Raw genomic sequence first — 21,618 nt, 5'->3', positions numbered from 1 at the left:
CTCGACCGTCTCGCTCGCCATGGCAGGTAACACGCTGCCGCAACGATCCCTCGCAGTCAGATGCCCGAGCGCCGCCGGTCCAGTTCGCCGCCGATCGCATCGCGCAGTACGTCATGCTGCGGACCGAGCCTGAAGCGCTGGTCATTCCACCGTTCGCGCGGATACAGCCATACCGGTGCCCCCACCACGTCGGCCGATTCCCACTCGAACCGCGGCCAGACGTGCGCGTGCAAGAAGGGATCCGTATTTCCCAGGATCTCCAGGTTGACTCGGCGAAATGCCGGGTCCAGCCGTCGGCAGGCAGTCTCGACCGCTTCGCCCAGCTGATCCATGTCGGACAAGAACGACAGCCGCTGCACCTGCGGCTGGTTCACGAGGAGAACCGAATTACCGGGCAGGAATTGAACGTCCCCGATCACCGCGAACCCCGACGGCATACGTCGCATCACGGTCGGGGTCTCGCCCTTCAGCGCGGCCCCGATCCGGTCCATCCGCCAGTCAGCAGTCATGGCCACGCACTTCACCAGGGACGTGACAGGGCCGTCAGCGGTGACCCAGTACGTTGACCACCCGCCCGCTGGGGTCACGGACGAAGAACCGCCGCACGCCCCACTCCTCGTCCTGCAAGGGGTGAATGATCTCCGCGCCGCTCGCCCGCATGACCGCATAAGCCGCGTCCACGTCGTCCACCTCGACACTCATGTCAGGGACCACAGGCGCGGTCTTGTCGCTGGACATGACGCTGATCTGCGCCGTCGGACTGGACGGTGACGCGAGCGTCACGATCCAACCGTGATTCATGACCTCCTCGAAGCCCAGCAGGCCATAGAACTCCCGGCTCTCCTGCGCGGCCTCCGACTCGATGTTGGGCACCACACGGCGAACGGCCATCGACGACTCCACGGAAGAAGAAAGGTGTCTCGGTCTCTCCAGGAGTACTACGAGACGCCATCGGCCGCACCCACTTTCCGCGGCCCGCGCTGCGAGTCACCGGACGCCGACGGGCTCGTGGGCGGCGAGGCGGTGCTGCAACTCGATGTGCCGGAACTGGTAAACGGCCCCGACCCGCCGGAGCACACCCCGGTCGTGGGCGTCGGTGAGGAAGGCCATGATGTCGTACGGCAGTCCCGGACGCAGGGCCAGATAGCAGCGGGCAACGGTGTAGTGGCCCCAGGCGGCCTGCCGGATCCCGATGGCCAGCCCGGTCAGTACGGCCGGGATGAGCCCGACCACGAATGCGAACAGTGGGCCACCCGCGGCATCGGCGCCCCACACGCGCGTCGAGCCCGACAGCACGGCGCACCAGCCCTGGATCCCGATGCCTGTGGCACCGACGAGCGTCGCGGTGAGGACACAGGTGATAAGTGTGTGCCGGTCGTTGGTGAGCAGGGCGCGGCCGTCGACCGACGTACCCAGGTCAACCGGGACGGCCCGCAGACCGTGCACGAGCACGCAGGCCACACCGAACACCGCGCCCGTCTGCACGGCCGACCAGAAGGCCGCGTGCGGATCCGGCGGTGCGATGTACTGCACGCCGTCGCCGCCCGACATGACGTCCGAGAGCAGGCCCTCCAGGAGGATGCTGCAGCCGATCAGCAGGGCGACCTGTAGGCCGCGAGCGAGGCCCTGCGCGCTGAAGTGCCAGCGCACTCGGGCGGCCGGGCAGGCACGTTCTGCGTACACGCCGTCCCCACCGACCGCGGCTGCGGCCACGCCGTAGAGGAGGGCGTGCACCGTGCCGCAGCCGTTGCCGAAGGCCGCCGCGTAGCAGATGGCGGCCACAACTCCCAAGGCCAGGGCCCGTCGGTCCCAGTCGGCGGGCCGTCGCAAACCCGGCCGGCTTCCCACGGCGAACCCGGAGATGATCACGCCGACCAGGGTCAGGGCGGTGCCGTCGGCCAAGCGGCTGAGGATGAGTTCGGTGGTGACGTCAGGCGCGACGACGAGGACGCACAGCGCCAGGACGGTGAGGCACGCCGACAGGCCGCACACCAGACCGCCGCAGATCCCGGCCCCGACGACACCGAGGCCGCCCCGCTGGTCCCAGCGCACCGGCGCCTCCTCAGGGGTGAAAGAGTGGGCCAGTTCCATGACCATGCCCTCGAACAGCCACGCCACGATGCCCAGCAGCACGCCGGTCAGCACTCGCGGGAGCGCGGGAGGAACTGCCCGCCGCAGCTGCCACCAGGCGAGGTCGGCGGTGCCGTCGCTCGCCCGCTCCATGTACCGGGCCAGGAAGCGGAGCGCGGGGCGGGCCCGGTCCGCATTCCACCGGGACGGGCGGCGCGTGTGCGGCCGGTATGCCGCATCGACGAATGCGTCGAGGAGGTGGTGCTCCACCGCCGTGCGGGTGCGCAGCTGTAGCAAGTCGGCAGGGTCCGGCAGGCGCCCGTGCCCCTCTCCCGGGCGGGGGTTGTAGACGGAGCGCGCCAGGGACACCATCAGCGGGCTGGTCAGCGCCTGCGCCACCGGCCCGGCCGCGCCCAGCGTCTCGGTCACCGCACTCCAGCGCCCGGCGGCCGACGTATGCGGGCCGCCGGCATCCTGGCGCAGATAGTCCGCGACCTCCTCGGCGCCGAGCGCCTGAATGTAGATGCCCGCCAGTCCGGCAAGCCGGGCGGGAACCGCGCCGCATGGCCGCAACGCAGCCCTCAACTCGGCGGGACGGCTCGAAAGAACCACGCCGCAGCCGTACGGCAGGGCCTCGTTGACGCGGTGCAGGGCCAGCGCCCCCACCGCGGGCGGCAGTTCGTCGAAGCCGTCGAGCACCGGCAGGACAAGTCGCCGTTCCAGCAGCAGGTCGGCCAGGGTGACCTGCCCGTAGGCATCGGGCGCGCGAACACCCAACTCCGGGTGGTCCTGCACGAGTCGGCGTTCCATCCAGGTGCGCAGGTCCAGTGCGGCCGGGTCCCAGGAGGCCAGCGGGAACAGTACGGGCACCGGGTCGTCGGGCTCCCGTCGTTCGATCAACGCCAGCATCAGCCGCACCAGCAGCAGGGTCTTGCCCGACCCGGGCTCGCCGAGGACCAGCAGCCGCCGGGCCGGGACGCGCCGCATGAAGACGTCGACGATCTCACCGTCCCGGCCGGCGAGTCCTTCCGAGGTCGAGGCCCCGGCCAGGTCCGGATCGGCGGCACGCCAGGCCACAGGCAGCGGATACGGGTCCGCCAAGCGCCGCACCACCGCCTCGGCCTCCCATTGCCGCCGTACGGCCTCGGCGAGCCGACCGGCGACCTCGGCGGGGCTGCACGCCACGACCGCCTCGGCCCGGTCGGCCCGGTAGGCGCTCCAGGCCAGATAGGCGCCGGCCAAGGTCGGCAGCAGCGCCGCGAGCACGGACGCCGGGTCCTCCATCCGCAGGGCGACGAGGAGGGCACCTGCGATGCCCACGGCCAGCAGGGTCAGGTACACGATTCCGGTGCGCCGCACGCGTGCTCCGGGGACAACACCGCTCATGCGACGAAGAGTGGCGTACGGACGGGGCCCGAGGCGTCGGGTCGGCGCGTCCGCTACACCGGAGGGTGAAGCACTCGCGTTACGAGCCCTCGACAGGCAGTCCCGCAATGAACTCTGCAAGAGCGGACCCTTGTGGCGGCGTCTGCCCTTTCAGGAATCTCCGGTAGTGGTCGGCGACGAGACGACGCAGGTCTGCCTCAGCCGGTTCATCACCACTGAGCTCAAGGGTGACCCGATGCGGCTCACCCGTCATGCGCAACGGTCTGGCGAGAGCGTCGAACCCACAGGCGTACTCGTCGGGCATCTCCCACCATGCCTCGGCGAACGCTCGATCCTGGAGGACGTACATGTAGTAGTCGTCATCGAAGAGGACCACGGGGCCTGTCGGTGCAGTCACTCAGGGAGTATGGCGCACCCTCCGGATCAGAGGTGCGTCTACTCGGCATCGAGCTGGTGGTCGGCCCAGACGTAGCTCTCGGGCAGCAAGTCGGTGATGAGGACGGTTCGGACGCGGTCGTTTCCGCCGACGATGACCTTGAGGGCGGGAAAGTAGTCGAGGAGGACCTGACGGCACCGGCCGCACGGGGGAACAACACCGCGGTCGCGGTCGCCCACGGCAACGATCGTGTCCAGCTCGTAGGCGCCCTGGGCGGCTGCCGCACCGATGAGGACCAGTTCGGCGCAGGGCCCTCCGGTGAAGTGGTAGGCGTTCACCGCGGTGACGATCTGGCCGTCCCGGGCACGGGCCGCGGCTGCCATGGTGTGGTTGTCGCCCCGGCAGCGAGTACGAGCGACATGCGCCGCGGCCCGGATGAGTTCGTGGTCGACGGGGTGGATCTGCGTGGTCATCTCTCTGCCTTCGTCAGCTGTCAGGCGACGTTGACCCGAGTGACGAGGGCGTGCAAGCGAATATCGGCGTGGCCGGTGCCGCCGCGGACCACGCGCCGTGCCGGGAGGCCGGGCGTCGGTCCGCCTGCGCACAGACCGGATTCAGCGGGTGGACCGCGGGCTGTCCAGCCGTTGGACCAGCAGCGTCATCACGATCATGAGCAGGACCGGGACGAGCATGGCGACCCGCAGTCCGGCGCCTTCTGCGACCGCCCCGATGATGGGCGGGCCGGCCAGGAAGCCGCCGTAGCCGACGGCGGAGACGGCGGCGATGGACGGGCCCGGCCGGTCCGGGTGCAGCTCGGCCACATGGCTGAAGACGACGGGAACGACCGCCGCCAGCCCGAGGCCCAGCAGCGCGTAGCCGACCAGCCCGGACACGGGGGCGGCCACCGCCACGGCCACGGCGGCGCCGAGCCCCGCGACGAGCCCGCAGGCCAGCATGAAGGGGACCGTCCCGGCGCGGGCCCGGATGCGGTCGGCGGCCAGCCGCCCGGCGACCATGCCGGCCGAGAAGACGGCGAAGCCGGCGGCCGCGGTGCCGTCGTCGGCGCCGGTGGCGTCGTGCAAGTAGACCGCTCCCCAGTCGTTCAGCACGCCCTCGCCCATGAGCGCGCAGAACGCGATCAGGCCGGGGATCCACAGCCCGCCCCTGGGCAGCGCCAGCGCCGGCCCCGGATCGGCGGCGTCCGGGGGGTCCGGGACCAGGATCGTCATGGCCCCGGCAAAGGCCGCCACCGCGACCAGACCGGTGACGAGGAAGTGCGGCCCGGCGCCGACGCCCTGGCCGGCCGCCACGCTTCCGGCGGCGGCTCCGGCGATGCCGCCGAGGCTGAACATGGCGTGGAAGCTGCCCAGGATCGGACGCCGGTAGGCCCGCTCCACCAGGACGCCCTGGGTGTTCATGGCGACGTCCACGGCGGTGTTGCCGCACGCGAACGCGGCCAGGGCGAGCGCCAGCAGCGGCAGGTTGGGCGCCACCGCGAGCAGGGGCAGCGCCCCCGCGTACAGCACCACGCCGACCAGCAGCACCGGCCGGCTGCCGTATCGGGCGACGAGGCCGCCCACGACGGGCAGCGCCGACACCGCGCCGATGCTGAGCCCGACCAGCGCGAGCGCCAGTGCCCCGGCGGACATGCCCAGCCGCTCCTGCACGGCCGGCACCCGGGACGCCCAGGTGGCGAAGACGGTGCCGGTCAGGAAGAACACCGTGGCGACGGCGGCCCGCGCCCTGCGCACCTGCCGGGGAGGCGAACCGTGCCGCTGCCGCTCGGCCGCCTCAGCCGGCACGGGCGGCCTCGTCACGCGCCAGGCCGATCAGGGCGTCACGCTCGTCGATCATCACCTTGGTGAAGACATCGGCGAACCGGGCCATGGTGTCCACTCCGTTGGGCGGTCCGAGGGAGCTGAAACTCTGCCCGAGCACGAGTCGGCGTTCGCAGACGTCCAGCGCGGCGGGATATTCCTGTGCCCGGTACTCGCATCCGGGCCGGGCGTGGCCGCATGTCCACGGGCAGCCTTTCCCGTAGCCGCGCCGTTCCTGGAACAGCGTCTGTGCGGGTACCGGTTGGTGCTGCCAGCGCATGATGGCCAGTCCTTCGGCGCCGACCGCCTTCAGCACGGCGTCCCGAAACGCCGCCACGGGAACGTCGGCCAGTCCGTACTCCTCGGGGTCCACGAGGATCGGGTAGAAGAAATACACATGGGTACGGTCGTGCGGCACCACCGGCGGGCGCAGCCCCGGAATGTCCCGCAGCGCGTCGGTGAGCGCGGCGCCGTTAGCCTCGCGGACGGCCGTCATCGCGGGGAGCCGGCTGAGCTGGGAACGGGCGAAGGCGGCGGCGAGGACGTCGATGCGGTAGTTCCAGCCCATGATGCGCGCGTTGTAGTCGCGGCCCTGGCCGGTGAGTTCCTCGCCGAACATCAGGACCCGGCGTGCGAGCCGGTGGGCCTCGGCGTCGCGGGTGGCGAAGAGGCCGCCCTCGCCCAGGGCTGACAGCGTCTTGGAGCCGTTGAGGCTGGCGGCGCTCATGTCGGCGAGCGCCCCGACGGGCCGGCCGCGGTAGGTGGCGCCGTGCGCCTGCGCGGCGTCCTCGATGAGCGTCAGGCCGTGCCGGTCGGCGACCTCGCGCAGCCGGTCGTAGTCGGCCGGGAGCCCGTTGAGGTCGACGGCGATGATCGCCCTGGTGCGGTCGGTGACGCGCTCGGAGATCTTGTCCGGGTCGATGTTCATCGTGACCGGGTCGGTGTCCACGAAGACCGGGACGGCGTTGGCCTGCAATACGCAGGAGGCCGTGGCCAGGAAGGTGTCGGCGGGCACGATCACCTCGTCGCCCGGCTCCACCCCGGCCGCCGCCACCGCCATGTGCAGGGCCGCGGTGCCGGAGTTCGCCGCCAGCACATGGGGCATCCCGGTCGTCTCCGACCAGGCCGACTCCAGCTCCAGCACGGTGTCCATGGGCCAGTGCCACGGCGTGGCGTCGTCCATCGCCCGAAGGACGGCACGGCGGTCCTCGTCGACGATGTGCGGCCAGGGAGCGACGTCGCCCTCGGTCATGACCGGCTTGCCGCCGAGCGCCGCTAGCATGCCGTGACCTCCGCCGCCGTCGTCGCATGTGCCGCCGCGGCCGAGGCGCCGGTGACCGGTGTCTTGCGGAACACGGCGGTGACCGACGGCAGTTCGGGGTGCCGGCCGAGGTGCGCGGCCAGGTCGCGCAGCCCGGAGGCGAGGTCGTACTCCGGCGTGAAGCCGAGCCCGCGGAGCTTGGAGACGTCGGCCACCAGCCGGAAGCTGTCCTCCAGGCTGTTAACGTCGGCCTCCAGCAGCGCCGGGCGGCCGGTTGCCTCGGCGACGGCGTCGGCCAGCTCCCGCATGGACACCTCGTGGCCGCTGCCGAGGTTATAGATCTCGCCGTCCGTGCCCGCCTCCGCCAGGGTGATCATGGCCTGGCACAGGTCGCTGACGTGGATGAAGTCACGAGTCTTGCGGTCGCGGTCCCCGATGAGCGGGATCGGCAGGCCGTTGAGCTGCCAGCGCAGGAACTGCGACACCTCGCCGCCGGCCCGCCGCGGGTCCTCGCCGGGCCCGTAGACCACGAACGAGCGCCCGATGATTACGGGCAGTCCCAGGGTGTCGTGGAGGCTGCGCAGGGCCAGCTCGCCGGAGAGCTTGGAGGCGCCGTACGGGAGGAACGGCCGGGTGGGGTGGTGCTCGGTCATCGGGGTGTCCTGGGGCGTGCCGTAGACGATCGCCGAGGACAGGTACACCAGTTTCCGCACGCCGAGCAGTACGGAGGCGTTGCCGACGTTGGAGGTGCCGACCGCGTTGACCTCGAAGTCGAAGCGGGGCCGCTCCACCGACACCGTCCCGCTCGCGTTGCCGGCGAGGTGGAAGACGGTGTCGGTGCCCTGCAGGGCCAGCAGCACATCGCCGAAGTCCCGCTGATCCGCCTTGGCGTACCGCACCCCGGGCAGGTCGAGTATGTCCGGCCGGGGTGCGGATAAGTCGACCACGACCACCTTTTGGCCGCGCTTGTGCAGCGCCCTCACCAGATGGCTGCCGACAAATCCGGAGCCACCGGTGACGGCCACTTCCGTGGCCTCCGCGAAACGGTTCCCCTCGGGCGTCAGAATCACGTGGAATTCCCTTCCCTTGCTCCTGCGTTGGAGCGGCTTTCGGGTCGGTTCGACCCTTGCATGCCCGTCTCGGCCGCTTCAAGTGGGTGTGGTGTCGCGCGTCCTGGGTAATGCGTCGCCGACCAGGCAGGACGTCGACGCAATTGCCGAAGTGTTCACGGGGTGGTCACACCTGGGGGCCGTTTTTTTACGACGTGACTCTGCACGAGACGCAGAGCAAGCGGGGCCACCGAGTCAGCGCACCAGCGTCCTGATCGCGGCTCGTCCCCGCCCCCGAGCGACCGGATACAGTGCGCGGAACGGCAGCCTGGTTTGTGAGGGAAAGCGTGACCGACACCAGCGACACCCGACCCGCCGACAGTGAGACGCGAGCGCCACGGCCGAGCCGGCTGCTCCGCCTGATGCGCTATCTCCCCCTGATCGCGCCCGTCCTGCTGTGGACCGTGCCGTGCTGGGTGCTCCTGCACACCGGCCAGCACTGGCCGCTGCCCATCACGCTCGCCGGCACCGGCCTGTTCGCCCTCGGCCTCGTCGGCATGCCGCTCGCGATGACGCGCGGCCACGGCCGGCGCCAGCAGGACCGTGCCGCAATCGTCGGTGACACCCTGCTGGGCACCAGCTGGATCCTGTTCACCTGGTCCGTACTCCTGGGCGTCCTGCTGAGGCTCGCCCTGACCGTGACCGGCGTCGGCGAGGGCCAGGACCGGGCCCGAAGCGTCACCTGGGCCGTCCTCGGCGTAAGCGCCGCACTGCTCGCCTGGGGGTACGCCGAGGCCCGCCGCGTGCCCCGCGTGCGCCAACTCGACGTGCAACTCCCGCGCCTGGGTGCGGGCTTGGACGGCCTGCGTGTCGTCCTCATCACCGACACCCACTACGGCCCCCTCGACCGCGCCCGCTGGTCGGCACAGGTCTGCGAAACGGTGAACACCCTCAAGGCCGACCTGGTCTGCCACACCGGCGACATCGCGGACGGCACGGCCGAACGCCGCCGCGCCCAGGCGGTCCCGCTCGCCACCGTGCAGGCGACGCATGCCCGGGTCTACGTCACCGGCAACCACGAGTACTACAGCGAGGCCCAGGGCTGGGTCGACCTGATGGACGAGCTGGGCTGGGAGCCGCTGCGCAACCGCCACCTGCTGCTGGAACGCGGAGGCGACACCCTCGTGGTCGCCGGTGTGGATGACGTCACCGCCGAGTCCTCCGGGCTGGCCGGCCACCGCGCCCACCTCGCCGGAGCCTTGGACGGCGCCGACCCCGACATACCGGTGCTGCTCCTGGCTCACCAGCCCAAGTTCATCGACCGGGCGGCAGCCGACGGCATCGATCTCCAGATCTCCGGCCACACCCACGGCGGCCAGATCTGGCCCTTCCACTACTTGGTCCGCGTCGACCAGCCCGCCCTCGCCGGCCTCAGCCACCACGGCTCCCGCACCCTGCTCTACACCAGCCGGGGCACCGGCTTCTGGGGCCCGCCGTTCCGCATCTTCGCTCCCAGCGAGATCACCCTGCTCGTGCTCCGCTCCCCGCACCAGCCCACCTCGCCGTAACAGTGGGCAGGCCCTTCTTGCGGCGATCGTCGACGGTCCGGGGTCAGTTGAAGACGTCCAGGAGGTCCGGCCAGGAGTCCCTCTGGCCGGACGGGCGGCGCCGCATGGGGAGCGGATCCGGGTAGGTCTCCGCTGCGGCCCTCGCGCGGACGAGGTCGGGCCCGCCGCACGCCGCCACGGCGAAGGCACCGAAGACCTTGGCGAAGGCGGCCGGGTCGCGGAATTCCACGCCGAACGCCCGGCCGTCCTTCAGGGGCACCCACACCACCCGGTCGCGCCGCGCCCACTCCGACACCGGCTGGTCGTCCGCCGTCGACCGGTCCTCCAGCCACAGCCGGGCGACGTGCAGCAGGTTCACCTTCTCCATCGGTAGCCGCTTGCGCCGTACCCGCACTTCACGCGCCGTCAGCTGGACGCGCTGGTCCTTCTTCGGGTACCAGACGACGCCGATCCCGAACGGCACCCACAGCAGGATTCCGATCAGCGGCCAGACCAGAGCGTCGCCCCATGACCGAACCAGCCCGCCGTCCAGCAGGTACAGGACGCCGAAGACCAGGACCCACTTCGCCGTCATCCGCCAGAATCCGCTGCCCTGCCGGTACAGGACCCGTCGCTTCCCCGTGATCGTCATACCCGCACGCTATCGGCAGCTTCTCCGTGGGCGACCTTGCCAGCGCGGCAGACGTGACGTCACGCCGGTTCGACGGGGAGCCACAGCTCGCAGGTCGCGGTGCTGAAATCGTCGGCGCGATCGAGGATGGCGACGATGGAAGGCCCCGGTCGCAGCCGCCACGGGTTGGAGGGGAACCATTCCGTCGCGGTCGCGGCCCAGGTCGTCTGCAGCGCCTGCGGATACGGTCCGCTGATGCGGAAGACCGCCCACATGCCGGCCGGTACCTCGATGGCGTCGAGGTCGTCCGGGACCGGAGTGTCCCCGCTGAGAGCAACCCCGTGCAGGTAGGTCAGTTCGGTGCCTTCCCTGCCGTCAGGGTCGACGTCGGCGCTGACCTGCAGCAGACCCGCGGGGTCGGTGTCGCTGAGGGCCTTCAGTCGCAGATGCTCCTCCTGCGGCAGCGCTGCGATGTGCTCCTGGATGTGCGGGTTGATGCCCTCATGAATGAGCGGAACCCGGGTTGCGTGTCCGGCCAGCCGGAATGCGGGGCGGTCTACGAGGCGGGTGTCCATGGGGGTGCTCCCTTCGACGGTCAGGCGGAACCTGAGCAGCGGTTGTGTACGCAAGGGGCCTCCATCGCGGCGTACGTCACTGGGGCCGGCGCCGTGGACCGCCCGGAACGCGCGTCCGAACGCCTCACTCGAGCCGTATCCGTACCGGACGGCGATGCCCAGCAGGTCACCCTCGCCGCGGACGACGTCGGCGGCGGCCACGGTCATGCGGCGCCGCCGCACGTACTCCGACAGCGGCATGCCGGCCAGCGACGAAAACATCCTTCGCAGGTGGTACTCGGTGGTGCCGAGGGATCCGGCCAGCCGGTCGACGTCGAGCTCCTCGGCGAGGTGCTCCTCGACGAGATCCACGAGCTGGTTGAGTGCCGAGATCATAAGGCCTCCTTTCGACTCCAACCCTGGCAGCTGCCGCCCCGCCGCCGCCCGATCGCTGCGATCCGATCCGATCATGCGCCTGCCGCGGAGCACGGTCCCGACACCGGCACATCCCCTCACGTTTCTAGCCGCGGCCGGGAAGTCACCGGCCCCGGGCGATCCAGGTCGCGAGGTGCGGCGCCTCGTCGCCGATCGTGGTGTCCGCGCCGTGCCCGGTGCGGACCGCGGTGGTGCCGGGCAGCACCAGCAGGCGGTCGCGGATCGACCGGATGATGGTGGGGAAGTCCGAGTACGACCGCCCTGTCGCTCCCGGGCCGCCCGCGAAGAGGGTGTCGCCGGTGAAGACGGTGTCGAGCTCCGGGAGGTGCAGGCAGATCGCTCCCGGCGTGTGTCCCGGGGTGTGCAGCACCCGCAGCCGCGTGCCGGACACCTCGAGGCGCTGGTTGTCGGAGAGGTAGCCGTCGGGGTCACGGCCGGGGTGGGTGTGCTTCCACAGCAGCCGGTCGTCCAGGTGCAGCAGGATCGGCGCGCCGGTGGCCGCGGCCAGCGCCGGGGCGGCGTTGACGTGGTCGTTGTGGGCGTGCGTGCACACGATGGCGGTCAGCTGCCGGTCACCGACGGCCTCGGCGACGGCGTCGGCATCGTGGGCGGCGTCGATGACCACAGCTTCTCGGTCGTCGCCGACGATCCAGACATTGTTGTCGACGTTCCAGGTGCCGCCGTCCAGCGTGAAGACGCCCGAGGTGACCACGCGTTGGATGCGCAGGCCGGTCATCAGAGGATCACCACCGAGCGCAGGACGTCACCCTTGTCCATGCGGGCGAAGGCGTCCTCCACCTCGTCCAGGGCGATGGTCTCGCTGACGAAGGCGTCCAGGTCCAGGCGGCCCTGGAGGTAGAGGTCGATGAGCATGGGGAAGTCGCGGGACGGCAGGCAGTCGCCGTACCAGGAGGATTTCAGCGCCCCGCCGCGGCCGAAGACGTCCAGGAGCGGCAGTTCGAGCTTCATCTCGGGGGTGGGCACGCCGACCAGGACGACGGTGCCGGCCAGGTCGCGGGCGTAGAACGCCTGCCGGTAGGTTTCCGGGCGGCCTACGGCCTCGATCACGACGTCGGCGCCGAAGCCGCCGGTCAGGTCGCGGATCGCCTGGACGGGGTCGGCGGTGCGGGAGTTGACCGTGTGCGTGGCGCCCAGGGAGCGGGCAGTGGTCAGCTTGCGGTCGTCGATGTCGACGGCGATGACCTTCGCCGCCCCAGCCAGTCGTGCGCCGGCCACGGCCGCGTCACCCACACCGCCGCAGCCGATGACTGCCACGGTGTCGCCTCTGCCCACCTCCCCGGTGTTGATCGCGGCACCGATGCCCGCCATCACGCCGCAGCCGAGCAGCCCCGCGGCGGCCGGGGAAGCGGCCGGGTCGACCTTGGTGCACTGTCCGGCTGCGACGAGCGTCTTTTCGGCGAAGGCACCGATCCCGAGGGCCGGTGAGAGCTCGGTGCCGTCGGTGAGGGTCATCCTCTGCCGTGCGTTGTGGGTGTCGAAGCAGTACTGCGGGCGCCCCCGCCGACAGGCGCGGCAACGGCCGCACACCGCACGCCAGTTGAGGATGACGAAGTCGCCGGGGGCCACGTCGGTCACGTGGGGTCCGACCTGTTCGACGACACCGGCCGCCTCGTGGCCGAGGAGGAAGGGGAAGTCGTCGTTGATGCCGCCTTCCCGGTAGTGCAGGTCGGTGTGGCAGACGCCGCACGCCTGCACCCTCACCACCGCCTCCCCCGGGCCGGGGTCGGGTATCACGACCGTCTCTACGCGTACCGGTTCGCCCTTGGCGCGGGCGACGACACCGCGTACGTGCTGGGGCATGGTGAAGGTCCTCTCGTGTGGTGTTGCGTGCGGTGGGTGAAAGGTTTCCGGTGGTCAACCAGCCGGCCGGATGCGCACGGGCAACGCGGCCCAGGAGCGCAGGGTGTTGTTGAGGTGACGTCGCGGCGGCCCGACGAGTTCAAGATGGTCGACTCGATGGGCGAGGGCGGTCAGCAGGGACTCAGCCTCCAGCCGTGCGACATGCTGGCCGACACACTGGTGGATGCCCATGCCGAAGCCGACGTGACCCGAAGGGTCGCGGGTGAGGTCGAAGCGGTCGGGGTCGCTCCAGCGCTCCGGGTCACGGTTCGCGGCCCCCAGGAACATCAGGATCTTGCCGCCCTCGGGGATGCGGGTACCCGCGATGTCGACGTCGCGGGTGGCGGTGCGGAAGAACGTCTGCACCGGCGACTGCCAGCGCACCGCCTCGTCGAACGCCACCCGCGCCAGCTCCGGACGGGCGCGCAGCCGCTGCCACTCCTCCGGATACGTGGCGAAGGCGTACAGCGCCGCCGCCAGTCCGTGCACGGTGGTGTCGACCCCGGCGGTGAGCAGCGAGCGCACCACCAGAGGCGCCTGCGCGTGGGTGAGGTCGCCGCGGTCGGCGGCGGCCCAGATCCGCGCCCCGAAGCCGTCCTCGCTCAGCGCCTCGCGGGCGCACTGGGCGTTCACCCAGGCCGACAGTTCTCCCACCCGGTGCGCGTCGGCTTCGACGAGATCGTTGCGCGGTCCGAAGGCGTTGAAGGCCAAGTTGCCGTAGGGCAGGAGATTCTCCCGCCCGTCCGGGCGGATACCGACGGCGTCCGGGAAGACCCGCAAGGGGAACGCCTTCGCCAAGGCGTCGAAGGCGTCGAACTCCGGCCCCTGGTCGGCCAGTACCGTATCGACGAGTTCCTCGGCGACCGTCTGCCACGACTCCCGCAGTCGGCGCTGGGCGAGCGGGGCGAGGATGTCGCGCAGTACGCGGCGCGGCGCGTCGTGGTGGGGCGGATCGGCCTCCAGCAGCAGGCTCGGCGGGCGCCACGGCTTCTCGTGACGGAAGTTGGCCAGGCCGACGCCGGCCCCGGACTGGAAGGTCTGCCAGTCGACCAGGGCGGCATGCACCTCCTGGTACCGGGCGAGGGCGTGGACGTCGTAGCGGGACAGGCGGACGACGGGACCGGCTTCGCGCAAGTGCTGGTGGAGCGGCTCGGGGTGGGCCAGGTGGTCGGGGGCGAACGGGTCGGCGTCGCTGATCGGCGGCGACGCGGGAACGGCTGTTGTCTCGGTCATGGCGGCTCCATGAAACGTGTGCGGGGCGTGGTTGTTCGAGGCAACTGCTTCGGAAGTCCGGCGGCACGCGGCTCGGGTCGGCCGCCGGTTCCGGACGCTCAGAGGTCCAGGACCAGGCGGTCGGAGTGCGAGCGGGACACGCAGGGCATCATGCAGTCGCCTGCCGCGCGTTCGTGAGCGGCCAGGACCGCGTCGCGGTGGTCGGGGGTTCCGTCCAGCACCGGGACGAGACAGGTGCCACAGGTTCCCTGCTCACAGGAGGACAGCACCTCGGCGCCGGCCTCGCGCACGGCGTGCAGCACGGAGACGTCCGGGGTGACGGTGACCGTACGGCCGGTGCGCCGCAGCTCCACCTCGAACGGCGTCCGGCGCACGGGCTCGGGCCGGTCGGTGGCGGCGAACCGTTCGGTACGCAGGCTGTGCTCGGGCCAGTGAGCGGACGCGTCCTGGACGGCGGTCAGGAGAGGGGCCGGTCCGCAGCAGTACACCTTGGTCCCGGGCAGCGGCTCGCGCAGCCACTCGGTCAGGTCGAGCAGGCCGTACTCGTCCTGAGGGCTGATCCGCACGCGCTCGCCGTAGGCGTGCGTGAGTTCCGCGCGGAACGCCATCGAGACGCGAGTGCGGCCGCCGTACAGCAACTGCCAGTCGGTCTGCATCAGTTCGGCCTGATGGATCATCGGCAGCAAGGGCGTGATCCCGATGCCACCCGCGATGAACAGGTAGCGATCGGCCGGCACGAGCGGGAAGTGGTTGTGCGCCCCGCCGACGCCCACCCGGTCACCCGGCATCAGCCGGTCGTGCACGTAGACCGATCCCCCGCGCCCTGCGGGCTCGCGCAGCACGGCGATGCGGTAGCTGTACGGGTCCCAGCGGTCGCCGCACAGGGAGTACTGCCGTGTCGTCCCGTTCGGCAGCACCACATCGATGTGTGCCCCGGGTGTCCAGTCCGGCAGCCGCGCACCGTCGGGGTGGTCGAGGGTGAGGGACACGACGCCGTCCGCGACGACGTCCTTGGCTCGGACCCGCAAGGCCAGGGTGGGGGTGGGCCGGGGAACCGCGGGCAGCAGGTTGTGTACGACCACGTTGTCGCCTCCCGTCTGTGGAATGCAGGAAGGATGCGCGTGGCCGGCGTCACGGCGCGACGGCATTCTCATTGAGTGAGAGACGAAGTTCTCGTGCCTGTGGCGCAGAAGTGGCGAAGTGAGGCCAGTGGCGGACAGCCCTCTGTGTGATCACAGAAGGCACCACAACCGCCGCGGCGGCGGCTTCCGCGCAAGGACTACGCGCGGCGATACTGGCCGCCACGCTCACCCTGCTGGTGGTCTGCGCAGGCAATGCCGTGGCAGGAGCGTTCCCGGCGTGTTCAGCGTGCCGCTGCGGGCGGCGGCAAGCGCATCTCGGCGAGGTCGGGCGGTATCGGGGTCTCGGGGCGGAAGAACGGCGCTGCTTGTCCGTCGACCGCTGTCGCGGGGGCGTCGGTGAGGCGGAAGCGCTCACGAAGGCGGCCGTAGAAGTCGGTGGGGTGCAGCCTGATGAGCCGCACCCGGTGCGGGGCGCGGAAGACGCCGATCCAGTCGCCCGGGTCGAGGATGCCGCGCAGTTGGCCGTCGACGCTGACCGCGGCCTGGCCGGAGTTCGGCAGGACGCGCAGGGCGATGGGTTCGTCGGGGGCCGCCACGACGCTGCGGTCGAAGGTCATGTGCGGGGCGATCGGGGTGAAGACGACCGCCTCCATGTGCGGGGAGAGGACGGGACCGCCGGCGGCGAAGCTGTAGGCGGTCGAGCCGGTCGGGGTGGCGACCGCCAGGGCGTCGGCGGAGTAGGAGGCCAGGAGGCGGCCTGCGATGTAGACGCCGACGCCGACCTGCCGGTCCCGGGCGAGTTTCTCCAGCACCACGTCGTTCAGGGCCATGACGTCCAGGGCGACGCCCCAGCCACGGCCCTCGGTCGTCTCCGGCCTCACCTGGGGAGGAGGCAGCGCCGGGCCGCGTCCGTATCTCAGGAGTGCTTCCATCTGCGGTGGTGTCTCCAGCGGGCGCGAGGCACGCATGGTCAGTGTCATCCGTTCCTCGACCACGGCGTGCTCCTCGTGCACGGCCCGCAGTGCCGTCGTGACCTCCGACGCCGGCACTTCCGTGAGGAAGCCGACTTTGCCGAGATCCACGCCCAGGACAGCGGCTCCACTGATGGTGGCGACGCGCGCACCCCGCAGAAAGGTGCCGTCCCCGCCCAGGGTGACGACGAGGTCCGGGTGACCGGCGGCCTCCGCCTCCGCACGGCTGGTGCGTCGGCGCTTGTCCTTGGCCCATACGTCGATGTCGGTGCACCGGATGCCGTGCGATCGGCACCATGCGTGAACGGTGTCGGCGGCCTCCCTGGCGGCAGTTCGCCCCTGGTGGGTGATGAGTCCTACACGCCGTACGGGCATGGGCACCTCCTGGTATCCGGCAGAGGTCGGTGGGAAGGTCAGGCTCCGGTCCTGATCAGAGCTGCTGTCGCGGCGCGCTCGGCGTCCGGGACCAGGCTGAGGACGATCTTTCCTCGGGTGTGGCGCCGCTGGACCTGCCGGTAGGCCTCCTGGACCTCTTCCAGCGGGTGGACGGCGCTGATGGGCACGGTCAGCGCACCCTTGGAGACAAGGGCGGCGAGTTCGGCGACGACCTCGCGGGAGAAGGAGCCCTCCTGTGCCTCGCTGCGCACGCCGTAACGGGCTACGGCACGGCCGTCGGCGATGGTGTTGATGCGCTGGGGTCGGACGCCCAGGGCGATGGCAGTGTCGACGTTGCCCTGTCCGAAGGTGTCGATGTAGGCGTCGATCCCTTGCGGGGCCAGCGCGCGCAGGCGCTCTGCGAGTCCGGGGCCGTGCTGCACGGGGACGACATCCAGGGAGCGGAGGAAGTCGGCGTTGTGGGCTCCGGCCGTTCCGATGACCGTGGCACCGCGCAGGCGGGCGAGTTGGGCGGCGAGGGATCCCACGCCCCCGGCGGCCGCGGACACGACGACGGTCTCCCCTGGCTGGGGGTCGACCGCGTGGACGGCAGCCCATGCGGTCACCCCGACCGCTGACAGGGGTGCCGCCGCCTCCCAGGGGATGTCCGCGGGTTTGGGTGTGAGGACGGCGGCCGGGGAGAGGACGTAGTCGGCCTGCGCGGCGCGGGGAAGGTAGCCGATGACTTCGTCTCCGATGGCAAAGTCCCTGACTCCCTCGCCCAGGGCGACGATCCATCCGGCGAAGTCGTTGCCCTGGCCTTCGGGGAAGTGCGCCGGCCAGATGTCCGCGAAGACACCTTCCCGGATGCCCGCCTCCCCTGGGTTGACCGGGGCCACGACGACGCGCACGACGGCTTCTCCCGGGCCGGGGTCCGGACGCGGGACATCGTGGATCCGCAGCACCTCGGGGCCGCCGTACTGCGAGAACTTGACCGCTCTGGGCATGTTTGTCTCCTGCGTCCGTGACGGATTCCCCTGCTCGGGGCACCACCCTAGCCAGTTGTTGATACATCAACAACTGGCTACAGCAGGTACTGCCACTTGGTCATGCGGTCCTTCAGGTCGAGGACCGGCCCGTCCACGGTGAAGGTGCCGTCGCCGCGGTGGTGGAGGAGTTGCGGAGCCGGCTGCGAGGGGTCGGTCCACGCCCGAACCGGTTCGAGGAGGAAGAGGTGGTACGGGCCCACCAGACGTGTGTCGGCAACCCGGCATTCGATGTTGGCGTGGCACTCCGCGATGAGCGGCGCCCCGACCTCCTGCGCCGCCACGGCCGTCAGGTCGAACCGCTGGAACTTGTCGACCTCGGCGCCCGAGCAATTGCCGATGTCGACGACGGTGGCGGCCATGTCGGCGGTGGGGATCGCGATCACGCATTCGCCGGTCTCGACCAGCGCTGTGTAGCTGTGGTCCCACGGGCCGACGGTGGCGGCGATCAGCGGCGGCGCATGGCGCACCATCATGTTGAACCCGTTGGTCATGACGTTGGGCGTCCCATGCTGCTGCGTACTGATCAGGATGACCGGTCCGGGTTCGATCAACCGATGCACCTGGTCCAGTGGGTGGGCCCGGAGATCCTCGACGGTGATCATGTGCGCTCGCTCCTTCGCCCTGCGCGGCACGTCCCCTCGGTTTACGGGGGCGCGCCTCTCTGCCTCGATGGTCGGGCGAGGGCGGACCGCGAAGAAGGCCGACTTCTTCCTGGGTGCGTCACTACCAGGCTGCTGCCGATGACCGGGCGGACGGTCCCGCGGCACCGCACACCGAGCACGGCCGGCGCATGATGCCGCAGGACGGCCACACCTCCTTCACGCGGAGCCCGCGGCCACCTCGGGTTCGACGGTGACGTACTGCGCCACCTTCGGCGGTGTAGCCCTCGCGCGCAGGGCCTCGAACGCCGCGGCCGTGGGGCTGGCCGGCTCCGCCTGATAGACCACGAGCTGCTGGTGCGGGGCGCCATTGACGGTGAAGGCCGCGAATGCGATGTGCAGGTCTCCGACATCGGGATGCCGCAGATGCTTGCCCTCCTGCGACTTGCTCTTGACCTCGTGCAGCTGCCAGAGATCAGCGAACTCCTCGCTCTCCGCGGAGAGTTCCTCCACCACTTCGGCGATGCGGGCGGAATCGGGATCGTGCCCGTAGGCGGCCCGGATCTCGGCGACGCACGAGTGCGCAGCCCGCTCCCACTCCTGGTAGAACTCACGGCCCGCAGGATCGACGAACACGTTCCTGGCCAGGTTGTCGAACTCCCTGAAGCCGCTGTGCAGCGCCGTGGCCAGCGAATTGCCGGCGAGGATGTCCAGAGCGGGGCCGAGAACGAAGGCGGGCTGGTGTTCCCATCCGTCCATGAGCTGCAGCAGCTGCGCGCTCACCTCGGCCTGCCCGTAGTCGCGGCGGCGCTGCGAGGCGGCCAGGCACAGCCGGTTGAGGTGGTCGGTCGCTTCCGCGTCGAGTTTCAGCGCTTGCGCCACAGCATCGAGTACCTGGGGAGAAGGGCTGTACTCCCGTCCCTGCTCCAGCCTGATGTAGTAGTCGGAGCTCACCCCGGCAAGAAGCGCGACTTCCTCCCTGCGCAGCCCCGGGACCCGGCGCCGCCCGTGCTCCGGCAGGCCGACGTCATGCGGTTTCAGTGCCTCGCGGCGGGCTCTGAGGAATTCTCCCAACGGCGTCCCATTGCTCATGGGCCAACATTAAACCGAATGCGACTGATTCCAAGTGTCGGATATGTAATATGGCACGACGTCGCCTATCCCTTACCGGCTGTAGCGCACCGTCTTGTTTTTCAAGATTTCCCGTGCTCAATGCGCCCTAGTTCGCACGCGACGCTCCTGCCCGCACTCCCTGATCCTGGTAGTGATGCACCCACCGTCAGGGGGTTCGTCACGGGCCTCCGGCCTCTAGCCTCGATGACATGGACAAGGACAAGCACCCTGACTCAGTGGAAGGGCTGGGCCGGTTTCTCCGCTCCCGACGGGAACAGCTCACCCCCGCGGCCGCAGGACTGCCCAGCACCGGACGCCGACGGGTGCCGGGCCTGCGGCGCGACGAGGTGGCGGCGCTGGCAGGCGTCAGCGCCAGCTATTACATGCGCCTCGAGCAGGGCCGGGAACTCAACCCTTCCCGTCGGGTCCTGGAAGCGGTGGCCCGCGTCCTGCAACTCGACGACGAGGAGCGGCTGGAGCTGTTCCGCATGGCCCGGCCCTCGACACGCCGGATGAGGTCTCCCATGCGTGTCGAGCGGGCCGGTGCCGCGTTGCGGCAGTTGATCGAGAGCTGGACCAGGACGCCCGCGTTCATCATCGGCCACGCGCAGGACATCCTGGCCGCCAACGAACTCGCCGCAGCCCTCTACTCCGACTTCACGCAACGGGACAACGTGCTGCGGATGCTGTTCCTCGATCCCGCGGCGCAGGCGTTCTACCGCAACCCCGAACGGGCCCGACACCGTGCGGTGGCCGATCTGCAGCAGACAGCGGCCGAGACACCGGACGATCCGCGCATCCTCGAACTCGTCGGAGAGCTCGCGGTGCGCAGTGGCGACTTCCGCGCCCTGTGGGCCAGGGAGTACACACAGGTCCCTCCCTACGACGTCAAGCGCATGCACCACTCGGCGGTGGGCGACCTGGAGCTGCACCACGAGGCGCTCCACATCCGCAGCGCTCCCGGCCAGCAGCTCATCATTCTGCAGCCAGAACCTGGCTCTGCCTCGGCCGACGCACTGACGCTGCTGGCCTCGATCAGCGCGCGGGCACTCCCCCAGCAGCAGGGCCCTGTCACCAGGAGCTGAATCCCGGGCAACCCTTTGCGGCAGCGGCACCTCCAGAAGAGACGGTGCCACTGCCGCGCGTGCGTAAAGCCGAGGCGACTCTCCTAGGAAGAATTCTCCCAGGTAAAGGACGGCCTCCCTCTCCGCAAGCAAAGAGACCACCCTTTTCATCAACCCCCCGAACACCACGGGACAGGGCGCTCTCGAAGCGCGCGAAGGAGAGGGAAATGGTCAACACACAAGAAGCACCGGTGTGGCTGGTGACGGGCTGCTCGACCGGATTCGGCCGCAGCATCGCTGCCCACCTCCTGGACGAAGGCTTCCGCGTGGTCGTCACCGCCCGGAAGACGGAGCAGGTCGAGGAACTCGCTGCTCGCGACAACGCATTCGCGGCGCCGCTGGACGTCACGAGCCAGGACAGCGTGACCGAGGCCGTGCGCCGGGCCGAGGAGCACTTCGGCCGCATCGACGTCGTGGTCAACAACGCGGGTATCGGCTACTTCGCGGCCGTGGAGGAGACGGCCCCGGAAACCGTCGACCGGCTCTTCGACGTCAACTTCCACGGCACGGCCCGGGTAATCCACGCGGTGCTGCCGGGTATGCGGGCTCGCCGGTCGGGCACGATCGTGAATCTGACCTCGATCGGCGGTCTGGTCGGTCATCCGGCGGTCGGCTACTACTGCGCCGCCAAGTTCGCCGTGGAGGGTCTCTCGGAGAGCCTGCGCCACGAGGTGATGCCTCTTGGTATCACCGTCATGACCGTCGAGCCTTCTGCGTTCCGCACCGACTGGGCCGGTTCCGCGCAGGAGACGCAGGAGCCGATCGCCGACTACGACGCCACCGCCGGTGCCGCACGCCGGGCGTACCACGACTCGGTCGGCAAGCAGGCCGGCGACCCCGACCGCGCGGCCCGCGCGCTGCTCACGGCCGTCACCGCGCCCGAACCGCCACACCACCTGCTGCTCGGAGCGGACGCCTACGACCTCGCCACCGCCCAACTCAAGGCACGCGCAAGGGAGTTCGAGGCGTGGGAGCGGGTCACCCGCAGTGCGGACTTTCCCGCGGGCGAGTAGGCCCATCTCTCCACGCCCAAGTCGCGCACCGTCCTGGCAGCGCGCACCAAGAACTGCTCCCCCGTAACGGGAA

At 70.5% G+C, this 21,618-nt stretch carries 20 protein-coding genes and 1 pseudogene; 3 read left to right on the top strand and 18 right to left on the bottom strand.

The genetic code is table 11. The features are described from left to right. Positions 1 to 56: 56 nt before the first annotated feature. The 8 genes from M8H82_RS10085 to M8H82_RS10050 all read right to left on the bottom strand — a co-directional run bounded on the left by M8H82_RS10085 (position 57) and on the right by M8H82_RS10050 (position 7,980). Entirely contained in the window at positions 57 to 509 is a 453-nt protein-coding gene (locus tag M8H82_RS10085; RefSeq protein ID WP_250072316.1) for a diadenosine tetraphosphate hydrolase, read from the bottom strand. Between the two features lie 34 nt (positions 510 to 543). Further along, on the bottom strand, positions 544 to 891 hold the full coding sequence (locus tag M8H82_RS10080) for a VOC family protein (protein WP_250072315.1): 348 nt from the start codon (positions 889 to 891) through the stop codon (positions 544 to 546). Positions 892 to 987: 96 nt separating this feature from the next. Then, complete coding sequence (locus tag M8H82_RS10075; RefSeq protein ID WP_250072314.1) at positions 988 to 3,456, bottom strand: NACHT domain-containing NTPase; 2,469 nt, start codon at positions 3,454 to 3,456, stop codon at positions 988 to 990. Positions 3,457 to 3,535: 79 nt separating this feature from the next. After that, complete coding sequence (locus tag M8H82_RS10070) at positions 3,536 to 3,853, bottom strand: hypothetical protein (RefSeq protein WP_250072313.1); 318 nt, start codon at positions 3,851 to 3,853, stop codon at positions 3,536 to 3,538. Positions 3,854 to 3,891: 38 nt separating this feature from the next. Next, on the bottom strand, positions 3,892 to 4,305 hold the full coding sequence (locus M8H82_RS10065) for a cytidine deaminase (RefSeq protein ID WP_250072311.1): 414 nt from the start codon (positions 4,303 to 4,305) through the stop codon (positions 3,892 to 3,894). Positions 4,306 to 4,446: 141 nt separating this feature from the next. After that, positions 4,447 to 5,634, bottom strand: coding sequence for an MFS transporter (locus tag M8H82_RS10060; protein ID WP_250072309.1), 1,188 nt, complete (start codon positions 5,632 to 5,634; stop codon positions 4,447 to 4,449). Next, the gene (locus M8H82_RS10055) at positions 5,624 to 6,931 is read right to left on the bottom strand and encodes a DegT/DnrJ/EryC1/StrS aminotransferase family protein (protein ID WP_250072308.1); all 1,308 of its coding nucleotides are present in this window, start codon (positions 6,929 to 6,931) and stop codon (positions 5,624 to 5,626) included. Before M8H82_RS10055 ends, M8H82_RS10060 begins: the two co-directional genes overlap by 11 nt. Further along, on the bottom strand, positions 6,925 to 7,980 hold the full coding sequence (locus M8H82_RS10050; protein WP_250072307.1) for an NAD-dependent epimerase/dehydratase family protein: 1,056 nt from the start codon (positions 7,978 to 7,980) through the stop codon (positions 6,925 to 6,927). The genes M8H82_RS10055 and M8H82_RS10050 overlap by 7 nt, the downstream gene beginning before the upstream one ends. Before the next feature lie 326 nt (positions 7,981 to 8,306). Here M8H82_RS10050 and M8H82_RS10045 point away from each other — a divergent pair, with 326 nt between their 5' ends. After that, entirely contained in the window at positions 8,307 to 9,527 is a 1,221-nt protein-coding gene (locus tag M8H82_RS10045; protein ID WP_250072306.1) for a metallophosphoesterase, read from the top strand. Between the two features lie 43 nt (positions 9,528 to 9,570). Here M8H82_RS10045 and M8H82_RS10040 read toward each other — a convergent pair whose 3' ends face one another. The 10 genes and pseudogenes from M8H82_RS10040 to M8H82_RS09995 all read right to left on the bottom strand — a co-directional run bounded on the left by M8H82_RS10040 (position 9,571) and on the right by M8H82_RS09995 (position 19,387). Further along, positions 9,571 to 10,158: a hypothetical protein gene (locus M8H82_RS10040; RefSeq protein WP_250072305.1), complete on the bottom strand. Its 588-nt coding sequence runs from the start codon at positions 10,156 to 10,158 to the stop codon at positions 9,571 to 9,573. Between the two features lie 59 nt (positions 10,159 to 10,217). After that, on the bottom strand, positions 10,218 to 11,087 hold the full coding sequence (locus M8H82_RS10035; protein WP_250072304.1) for an AraC family transcriptional regulator: 870 nt from the start codon (positions 11,085 to 11,087) through the stop codon (positions 10,218 to 10,220). A gap of 142 nt (positions 11,088 to 11,229) precedes the next feature. Further along, positions 11,230 to 11,862: an MBL fold metallo-hydrolase gene (locus M8H82_RS10030; protein WP_250072303.1), complete on the bottom strand. Its 633-nt coding sequence runs from the start codon at positions 11,860 to 11,862 to the stop codon at positions 11,230 to 11,232. Beyond that, complete coding sequence (locus M8H82_RS10025) at positions 11,862 to 12,947, bottom strand: S-(hydroxymethyl)mycothiol dehydrogenase (protein WP_250072290.1); 1,086 nt, start codon at positions 12,945 to 12,947, stop codon at positions 11,862 to 11,864. The genes M8H82_RS10030 and M8H82_RS10025 overlap by 1 nt, the downstream gene beginning before the upstream one ends. Before the next feature lie 168 nt (positions 12,948 to 13,115). Further along, positions 13,116 to 14,219, bottom strand: a pseudogene (locus tag M8H82_RS10020) (cytochrome P450); the annotation flags it as partial. A gap of 98 nt (positions 14,220 to 14,317) precedes the next feature. Then, entirely contained in the window at positions 14,318 to 15,301 is a 984-nt protein-coding gene (locus M8H82_RS10015; RefSeq protein WP_374211643.1) for a 2Fe-2S iron-sulfur cluster-binding protein, read from the bottom strand. A gap of 281 nt (positions 15,302 to 15,582) precedes the next feature. Then, positions 15,583 to 16,647, bottom strand: coding sequence for an NAD(+)/NADH kinase (locus M8H82_RS10010; protein WP_250072278.1), 1,065 nt, complete (start codon positions 16,645 to 16,647; stop codon positions 15,583 to 15,585). A gap of 38 nt (positions 16,648 to 16,685) precedes the next feature. Continuing rightward, positions 16,686 to 17,654: an NADP-dependent oxidoreductase gene (locus M8H82_RS10005; RefSeq protein WP_250072276.1), complete on the bottom strand. Its 969-nt coding sequence runs from the start codon at positions 17,652 to 17,654 to the stop codon at positions 16,686 to 16,688. Positions 17,655 to 17,731: 77 nt separating this feature from the next. After that, complete coding sequence (locus M8H82_RS10000; protein ID WP_250072274.1) at positions 17,732 to 18,298, bottom strand: flavin reductase family protein; 567 nt, start codon at positions 18,296 to 18,298, stop codon at positions 17,732 to 17,734. Between the two features lie 216 nt (positions 18,299 to 18,514). Then, positions 18,515 to 19,387: a helix-turn-helix transcriptional regulator gene (locus M8H82_RS09995; RefSeq protein WP_250072273.1), complete on the bottom strand. Its 873-nt coding sequence runs from the start codon at positions 19,385 to 19,387 to the stop codon at positions 18,515 to 18,517. Between the two features lie 230 nt (positions 19,388 to 19,617). On the opposite strand from M8H82_RS09995, the gene M8H82_RS09990 reads away from it, so the two are divergent. Together M8H82_RS09990 and M8H82_RS09985 are read left to right on the top strand one after the other, a co-directional pair. Continuing rightward, positions 19,618 to 20,493: a helix-turn-helix transcriptional regulator gene (locus M8H82_RS09990; RefSeq protein ID WP_250072272.1), complete on the top strand. Its 876-nt coding sequence runs from the start codon at positions 19,618 to 19,620 to the stop codon at positions 20,491 to 20,493. Between the two features lie 206 nt (positions 20,494 to 20,699). Next, on the top strand, positions 20,700 to 21,545 hold the full coding sequence (locus tag M8H82_RS09985) for an oxidoreductase (protein ID WP_250072271.1): 846 nt from the start codon (positions 20,700 to 20,702) through the stop codon (positions 21,543 to 21,545). Positions 21,546 to 21,618 lie beyond the last annotated feature (73 nt).

It is taken from the genome of Streptomyces sp. YS415 (assembly GCF_023544665.1).
GTDB lineage: Bacteria > Actinomycetota > Actinomycetes > Streptomycetales > Streptomycetaceae > Streptomyces.
The sequence above is the reverse complement of the archived record's forward strand: the minus strand, read 5'-3'. Positions and strand labels throughout refer to the sequence as shown.

Coding starts and splice junctions, on each gene's coding strand:
- M8H82_RS10085 (WP_250072316.1), bottom strand. CDS start 509: ATGACTGCTGACTGGCGGATGGACCGGATCGGGGCCGCGCTGAAGGGC.
- M8H82_RS10080 (WP_250072315.1), bottom strand. CDS start 891: ATGGCCGTTCGCCGTGTGGTGCCCAACATCGAGTCGGAGGCCGCGCAG.
- M8H82_RS10075 (WP_250072314.1), bottom strand. CDS start 3,456: ATGAGCGGTGTTGTCCCCGGAGCACGCGTGCGGCGCACCGGAATCGTG.
- M8H82_RS10065 (WP_250072311.1), bottom strand. CDS start 4,305: ATGACCACGCAGATCCACCCCGTCGACCACGAACTCATCCGGGCCGCG.
- M8H82_RS10055 (WP_250072308.1), bottom strand. CDS start 6,931: ATGCTAGCGGCGCTCGGCGGCAAGCCGGTCATGACCGAGGGCGACGTC.
- M8H82_RS10040 (WP_250072305.1), bottom strand. CDS start 10,158: ATGACGATCACGGGGAAGCGACGGGTCCTGTACCGGCAGGGCAGCGGA.
- M8H82_RS10035 (WP_250072304.1), bottom strand. CDS start 11,087: ATGATCTCGGCACTCAACCAGCTCGTGGATCTCGTCGAGGAGCACCTC.
- M8H82_RS10030 (WP_250072303.1), bottom strand. CDS start 11,862: ATGACCGGCCTGCGCATCCAACGCGTGGTCACCTCGGGCGTCTTCACG.
- M8H82_RS10025 (WP_250072290.1), bottom strand. CDS start 12,947: ATGCCCCAGCACGTACGCGGTGTCGTCGCCCGCGCCAAGGGCGAACCG.
- M8H82_RS10010 (WP_250072278.1), bottom strand. CDS start 16,647: ATGCCCGTACGGCGTGTAGGACTCATCACCCACCAGGGGCGAACTGCC.
- M8H82_RS10005 (WP_250072276.1), bottom strand. CDS start 17,654: ATGCCCAGAGCGGTCAAGTTCTCGCAGTACGGCGGCCCCGAGGTGCTG.
- M8H82_RS10000 (WP_250072274.1), bottom strand. CDS start 18,298: ATGATCACCGTCGAGGATCTCCGGGCCCACCCACTGGACCAGGTGCAT.
- M8H82_RS09995 (WP_250072273.1), bottom strand. CDS start 19,387: ATGAGCAATGGGACGCCGTTGGGAGAATTCCTCAGAGCCCGCCGCGAG.
- M8H82_RS09990 (WP_250072272.1), top strand. CDS start 19,618: ATGGACAAGGACAAGCACCCTGACTCAGTGGAAGGGCTGGGCCGGTTT.
- M8H82_RS09985 (WP_250072271.1), top strand. CDS start 20,700: ATGGTCAACACACAAGAAGCACCGGTGTGGCTGGTGACGGGCTGCTCG.